This is a genomic window from Lactobacillus kefiranofaciens (genome assembly GCF_900103655.1).
Classification (GTDB): Bacteria; Bacillota; Bacilli; order Lactobacillales; family Lactobacillaceae; genus Lactobacillus; species Lactobacillus kefiranofaciens.
Map to the genome: position 1 here is coordinate 1 of NZ_FMXC01000059.1, position 6,413 is coordinate 6,413.

Here is a 6,413-nt window from a genome sequence, read left to right on the forward strand (position 1 = left end):
GTTGAACATATGCAGCTGTCTTATCTTTCATGCTTTTGCCTTTAGGGAAGAATTTACGCAGAAGACCGCTGCAGTTTTCATTTGTGCCTCTTTCCCAAGGTGAATATGGATGAGCAAAGTAGATCTGACAGTTCTTGATTTTAGTCATATCTGCAAACTCAGAACCATTATCAAAAGTAATAGTCTTGAACCAATCAGGATGCTGGTCTATTTCTTTTTGAAGCAGTCTTTGACAAGTACTTGCTCGATAATCTGGTATTTTGATGACAACTTCAAACCGAATAGTTCTTTCTGTCAGAGTCATCAAAGCAGGTTGATTTTTACGTCTAACGCCTTTAACCAAATCTCCTTCCCAGTGAAGAGGAGTTGCCCTGTCTTCAGCTTCTTTAGGCCGCTGCTCAATTGAATTGCCAAGATTCTTTTTGTGTAAAGCATGCCCACCATGACTATGATGCCGTTTGTTTCTGCGTCTTTTAAGCTTCATTGGCAGATCAATATTGCTTATATCTAGCAAACCGCGATCAATATAGCGATAAACGGTAGGCGTGCTGGGGCAGGAATAGCCTGGCATCGTCTGCTTGAACTCACCCACAAACTCATCAATGCTGGTAGCATCAAATTTAGCTTTAAACCGCTTAGACAGCATTCTCAGAAAAGCAGCATAATGTTTTAACGGATCACGCTTACAGCAGTTCTTGCGTCGCTTATCATGATAGATCTGCGCAGTATCGGCATAGTAATGCTCATAGAGCAGATAGTTATGCTCTCTTTGCAGGACGCTGCCACGTCTGATTTCACGGCTAATTGTCGATTTGTGACAGCCAACTTCTCGAGCAATAGCGGAACAGGAGGTTATGCCTGAATCAAGCAGAGCTTGTATTTGTCCTCGTTGTTCACTATTTAATTGATGATAATGTCTAGAGATGCTAGAATTTGAATTGGTCATGAAGATTCACCTTTCTTGATTTTTGGTCACTTCAAGTTTAGGTCTTCATGGCCTTTTTGTTTAACACTTAGCGTTGCACTTCAATTTTAAATCCGGGAATACTTTATTTTTTATAACAGTTAGATCATTTTTACCTTTTTTTGAATTGCGCACACAAAAACTAATTAATGGGCTATATTTAATACAAGCAAGCAGTATGAGCTTTAATATCAAAGATCTCAAAGCTCACTACAAATAAAAAAGCAAATAGCGCTACCTATTTGCTTTAATTAGAAAGGAGAAAAAATTATGACTTTTAAATTTAAAAACAGGAAATGTCATTTGCAATTAGCGATTACCTCTAAAGTGATATTAGTAGTTATCGTTGTTATTGCTAGCATTTTACATTTAATTTAAATCTTTAACGTTATTATTTAGCGCTTTGCTCTTTCTAAATTCTCACTATATCATATATTCTCTAAAATGATATAAACTAATAAATGTTAAGTGCATTTAAAATTAAGAAGGATCTTTTTGAAATACTACCTTTACAATCTTTAGCAACTTTTCCATATAGTCATCAGGTAATTGCTCTAAAAATTGATGTTTGCGATTATGATAATCCACAGTTACAAGTTGATCTAACATAACTACGCCTTTAGTTTTACAAGAATCTGGTAGATTTCTATATAGTGGATATCGCCGTTTCGTAGTTGAAATTGGAGCAAAAATCGCTATATGGGCATATTTTTCAACACCTTGATAACTTAAATATAAATATGGACGCTTGCCGGATTGTTCATGTCCCTGCTTAGGACTTAAATCCATCAATAAAACGGATCCTTGTTTAATTACCATTTTTCATTGCCCACTCTTTCATCTGGTAATGAAATCTTTGTATCAAATGAACCACCTTTATAATCCTTAAAAAGTTCTTCAAAAGTAAGTTCATGTTTTGGTTCCTTCTTAGTGATAATTACCCTATTATCCTCAATTTTAAAATTTAAATGATCACCAGTTTTTGCATTTAATGCTTGTAGAACGGCCTGATTAAGTCTAATACCTTTAGAATTACCCCATTTTGAAATTGTAGCAGTTATCATAAGCTCACCTCATTAAATTATTTATTAAATAGTTATACAATGTATATCACATTTAAATTATACAATGTATATCCACTAAATACAACTAGGTAAAATAATTTATCAAACAACTTATATTTTCTGCATCTAAAAAATATAAGCTAACGAAATCATCTAAGGGTTAGTAATTTAGCCTGTCGCGTTCTATTTTATTATGCTAATTTTCCCGTATGCGCAATCGTTTTTTGATTATTAGAAAAATCTCTAAAGTTATCACGTTTTAAATGCTGCTCGAAAGCTTTATTTATTATCTCACGATCAACATGATCCTGAGGGCATAATATTTCAGTCATAATTCTATCAAGCGAATAAGCTTTAACTGAATTTCCTTGTAAAGTTTCTATTACTGTAATACCTAACTTTTAAAGCTTGGGTATTTGCTGATGAGCCGAAATTTGCTCTTTCAATGATGCATTTCTTATACCCAGCGGAGAAGTAAAATCAATTTTATCAGGAATCCGATTGCTAAAATGCAAACTAGAAAAAACGATCAAAAAATTACTTAATAGACTTTTTGTTTTGAATTATGAAGTCTTGTAGTGACGAGACTATATTATTCTGTTAAATTATAGAATTGTCAACTACTACAAATAATCATCATGATAGTTCTACCAGACTAGTATTACAGATTGCCTTAAATACTTTCTCTATTTCGTCTTCGGTTAAATCAAGGCCTTTAATTTCGCCATCAATATCTTCTGTTGAACGATTATTAATACCAACTACTGCTGATAATAGTAATCCTCCTTTCAAAATAAAGTTATCTTTATATTTTAATATAGAGATTCTTTTTAATAAATCATCCAACATGACTTCCTGCCTTAAATTGCTTTTCATCTACGTAATTTTTCACAGTAATACCTCTAAATAACTATTTGCCTTATCCATTACTTTAAATTTTTCAGCAAAATCCATCAATGCATTAATATTCTTTTCATTTCTTTTTGCCCATGTTTTATAAGCATTAGTTACTATTTCAACATCTACCATATTAATAGTACGTAAAACCTCAGCCAAAGTTCGTTCTGGAGAATATACTCTAATAGTATTTCCATTAAAGGATTTGGTTTCTGTAATTCTAATATCTTGGAGAGTTTTTATTTGATAATGTGCGTTAATATCCAAGTCCAAATTTGCATGATTATAGCCCCTTGGAAAGGTCATATCTAAACTAAAGAGATATTGATCACTTAGATCCCATAAATATAAAGCTGTTTCTAAAGAATAAACTCCTCGTTTATATTTTTGTTGCAGGCTATAAAAAATATCTTCCGTAGTATTAGATTTTTGATATATACCTGAACGTGTCCGTTCCAATAATCCCGATTTCAAAGCTAGGTTAATGTTATAGCTTGAAATATTATTGTTAACTAATTGATTATGTGTAAGAGTTCCATTATGTTCTGCAGCCAGTTTTTTAATTAATACTTGCTGATTCATAAAATCACCTCTTTTACTTATTTTACTACGGTTTTATTAACTATGCAGTAAAATAAGTAAAAGGCAGAAAAAAGCGATCAAAAAATGACTCTATTAAGAGCTAATTTGATCGTTTTTTCAGTATTTAAGACTTATTTCTTCAAAAACACTTTAACTTTTACAAATATTTTCTAACAGTATTCATCCAATGTGACTTAGCTGGCAGTAGTCTTATAACATCGACAATTTTCTTATTTTGCTGAACGTCATAAAATAAAATGTAATCATCTACTACTAGATATCGAATGGTAGTACTAACAGAATATAAACGAAAAGATAACTTGGTTCCTATCAATGGATTTTCTGATAACTGTATATAGATTAACTTATCTAGATCTTTTTCAAATTTTTCTATATTTTCAGGATATGTACCTAATTCTTTTTTATAAAAGATCTCTTCCTCAGCATCTCTAAGTACTTGACGAGCTACATTGACAGTATATCCCATTCTTAAATACCTAAACTATTTCTAAATTCATCACGAGAAACAGTTTTTTCATTTTGGAGAGATTGATAACCTTTTTGCAGTTCTTCAAGCAATCTTAATTTTGCCTGTGTGCTTCTCCATTCCTCGATGTCTACCACTGCATAAGCAGCCTTTCCATTACGGGTCAAAATAACTTGCGAACCAACATTAACATCACTCAACTTTTGATTATAGTATCGCATATCTGATACTGGCATAATATTTTCCATAGAAGCACCTTCTTACTTGAAATTTTACTCGATTATACCAAGGATCAAATACTTATGCAATGTCATGACATCTCCAAGCATCCAATATGTGACTAATAAAATAGTTAATATAAGACTTAAGCAAAATTAAATAGCATTAACTTCAGAATTAATTTACTTTTTAGACATACTGAAGACAAATAAATTTAATAGTTTATATTTTTAATCCATACTTCGTTGCTCGAGCTTTACCCAACTTATTGACTTTATTATCTTCTTGAAGCTTCCTAAGTGCACGTCGAATCGTTACCTCACTGTATTGTGGAATAAGATTATTAATTTCTTTAATCGACAATGGTTGTAAAGCTTGTCTCAACATTTTTAAGATCAACTTATCGACGGGTAAATCTGTTTGATTTACAAGACTTAGTCGTTCATTGAATTCCCGATAATCTTTTAAGACTATACTCAAAAAATAATCTAAAAACGGCAAATAGTCATTATTATTATCTATCCAGCCAGCAGAGCTCTCTTTTAAAACTCGATAATAATCTGGCTTTGTATCTTCAATAGATTTTTCAATACTGATATATTTTCCTACATCAAAACCTGCTTTATACATTGTTAGTAGCATTAACAAACGAGACATTCGTCCGTTTCCATCTCTAAATGGGTGGATTGAAACAAAATCGAAAATAAATGCACCTGATAAAATCAACGGAGATATTTCACCTGCTTGTAGTGCTAAATTATATGCATCACATAAGTCTCGGATTAATTGTGGAGTAATAAAAGCTGGGGGCGGATTAAACCGAACTTCTCGTCTTCCGTCAGCATATTGTGTAATAATTTGATTATCACTATCTTTAAAGTGTCCGCCCCATGTACTATCAGTATAAGAAAATAATCTTTTATGCAACTCTAAAATTGAATTAGAGGTTATTGGAATATAGTCATAATGTTCATGGATTAGCTTCAAAACATCACGGTAACCAGAGATTTCCTTTTCATTTCTGTTTCTAGGTTGCGTCTTGTTTGCCATAATTTTGTTAAGACGCTCATCAGTAGTATAAATACCCTCTATTCTATTAGATGCACTTGTACTTTGAACTTTAGCAATTTCAACTAATCTATCTAAAGTATCACGATAATTAGTTTCATAACTTTCTGTTCTTCCCCTTAGGTTATAGATTAGATTCAATTTATTTACTAAAGTATTTGTATAATGTAATCCATTAAGTTTTTGATAGTTAAATTTTTTAATAATTATTCTCTCCTTTATCTTGATCATCAAACTAGTATCTTGATCATTTTACTCTAAATGATCAAGATACTCAAAACGTGATCAAAATACTTTTTTATTATTCGCTTTCAATATAGTACATAAATTCTTAGTTATATGACATTCTAAAATTTTTTTGCATTTAAGTTTAGAATACTAAAAAAATAATTTTTAAGTTTTATATTACATAATGAGGCCATTTGTATGTTATAATGATGTCATAATGTAAAGGAGTGATTTTATGACATCATCAACTACAATTCGTCTTGATGACGATTTAAAACGAAAACTGCAAAAAGATTTAGACACAGCAGGAATCTCAATGAACACTTACTTTGTAATGGCAGCTAAGCAATTAGTTCTACAAAAAAGGATTCCATTTGAAATTATTACTGAACCGGAAATTCCTAATAAAACTACTGAAAAAGCTATGCTTCTAGCTGATGCTAAAAATGAAGGTTTGGTTTCGGATGATTCACCCAGCTTTACTAATGTCGATGATTTAATGAAATCTTTGGATAAAGACTAATGTACATTGTTAAATACGAACCCCAATTTAAAAAGGGACTACAAAAAATTTAAAAAAGAACACCCAGAACTAATAAAAGATTTTAAAAATACAGTTAAACAATTAGTCAGTAACGGAAAAGCCGGAGACGGTTATGATCTCCATCCATTAGATAAACGCGGCGGTAATTACAGTGGTAACTTTGATTATCATTTAAGTGATGGTAAAGTTGATGTTGTAGTTATCTATAAACCACATAAGACTAATCCAACTATTCGTCTAGTAAGAATTGGAAATCATGGAGATTGAAACTGTCAAATCTTTTGTGTAAATAAATCTTTCTCGTAGATTGATTTTTTTAATTAATTATTTATTCAAAATAGGATTCTAGAGTGTCTTGTA

The 6,413-nt window shown here is 31.4% G+C and carries 9 protein-coding genes and 1 pseudogene; 2 read left to right on the forward strand and 8 right to left on the reverse strand.

Features of this window, described 5'->3' with window-relative positions; all coding sequences use genetic code 11:
- The 8 genes and pseudogenes from BLP58_RS11185 to BLP58_RS11220 form a co-directional block, all read right to left on the reverse strand.
- Window positions 1-946: IS30 family transposase (locus BLP58_RS11185; RefSeq protein WP_074484279.1), on the reverse strand; the 946-nt coding region annotated here is incomplete at its 3' end.
- 498 nt (window positions 947-1,444) lie between these two features.
- A complete protein-coding gene (locus BLP58_RS11190) occupies window positions 1,445-1,783 on the reverse strand; it encodes a type II toxin-antitoxin system PemK/MazF family toxin (RefSeq protein ID WP_025084310.1) in 339 nt (112 codons plus the stop codon).
- Window positions 1,777-2,028 (reverse strand): AbrB/MazE/SpoVT family DNA-binding domain-containing protein, encoded by a 252-nt coding sequence (locus BLP58_RS11195; RefSeq protein WP_013851202.1) that lies wholly within the window; start codon window positions 2,026-2,028, stop codon window positions 1,777-1,779. Before BLP58_RS11195 ends, BLP58_RS11190 begins: the two co-directional genes overlap by 7 nt.
- Window positions 2,029-2,679: 651 nt before the next feature.
- A pseudogene (locus BLP58_RS11200) lies at window positions 2,680-2,920 on the reverse strand (nucleotidyl transferase AbiEii/AbiGii toxin family protein); the annotation flags it as partial.
- Entirely contained in the window at window positions 2,917-3,507 is a 591-nt protein-coding gene (locus tag BLP58_RS11205) for a type IV toxin-antitoxin system AbiEi family antitoxin domain-containing protein (protein ID WP_025084312.1), read from the reverse strand. The pseudogene BLP58_RS11200 and the gene BLP58_RS11205, both read right to left, overlap by 4 nt.
- Window positions 3,508-3,664: 157 nt before the next feature.
- On the reverse strand, window positions 3,665-3,994 hold the full coding sequence (locus tag BLP58_RS11210; protein WP_013851197.1) for a type II toxin-antitoxin system RelE/ParE family toxin: 330 nt from the start codon (window positions 3,992-3,994) through the stop codon (window positions 3,665-3,667).
- Between the two features lie 2 nt (window positions 3,995-3,996).
- Window positions 3,997-4,242, reverse strand: a complete 246-nt coding sequence (locus BLP58_RS11215) for a type II toxin-antitoxin system prevent-host-death family antitoxin (RefSeq protein WP_013851196.1) — start codon at window positions 4,240-4,242, stop codon at window positions 3,997-3,999.
- 193 nt (window positions 4,243-4,435) lie between these two features.
- Entirely contained in the window at window positions 4,436-5,512 is a 1,077-nt protein-coding gene (locus BLP58_RS11220) for a Fic family protein (RefSeq protein ID WP_013851195.1), read from the reverse strand.
- 232 nt (window positions 5,513-5,744) lie between these two features.
- On the opposite strand from BLP58_RS11220, the gene BLP58_RS11225 reads away from it, so the two are divergent.
- Entirely contained in the window at window positions 5,745-6,032 is a 288-nt protein-coding gene (locus BLP58_RS11225; protein WP_025084314.1) for a type II toxin-antitoxin system RelB/DinJ family antitoxin, read from the forward strand.
- A gap of 6 nt (window positions 6,033-6,038) precedes the next feature.
- Window positions 6,039-6,320 (forward strand): type II toxin-antitoxin system RelE/ParE family toxin, encoded by a 282-nt coding sequence (locus tag BLP58_RS11230; RefSeq protein WP_013851193.1) that lies wholly within the window; start codon window positions 6,039-6,041, stop codon window positions 6,318-6,320.
- The last annotated feature ends 93 nt before the right edge of the window (window positions 6,321-6,413 follow it).

Excerpts from the sequence above, each read along its gene's own strand:
- BLP58_RS11220 (WP_013851195.1), bottom strand. The coding sequence starts at position 5,512 with ATGATCAAGATAAAGGAGAGAATAATTATTAAAAAATTTAACTATCAA.
- BLP58_RS11225 (WP_025084314.1), top strand. The coding sequence starts at position 5,745 with ATGACATCATCAACTACAATTCGTCTTGATGACGATTTAAAACGAAAA.
- BLP58_RS11205 (WP_025084312.1), bottom strand. The coding sequence starts at position 3,507 with ATGAATCAGCAAGTATTAATTAAAAAACTGGCTGCAGAACATAATGGA.
- BLP58_RS11210 (WP_013851197.1), bottom strand. The coding sequence starts at position 3,994 with ATGGGATATACTGTCAATGTAGCTCGTCAAGTACTTAGAGATGCTGAG.
- BLP58_RS11215 (WP_013851196.1), bottom strand. The coding sequence starts at position 4,242 with ATGGAAAATATTATGCCAGTATCAGATATGCGATACTATAATCAAAAG.
- BLP58_RS11190 (WP_025084310.1), bottom strand. The coding sequence starts at position 1,783 with ATGGTAATTAAACAAGGATCCGTTTTATTGATGGATTTAAGTCCTAAG.
- BLP58_RS11195 (WP_013851202.1), bottom strand. The coding sequence starts at position 2,028 with ATGATAACTGCTACAATTTCAAAATGGGGTAATTCTAAAGGTATTAGA.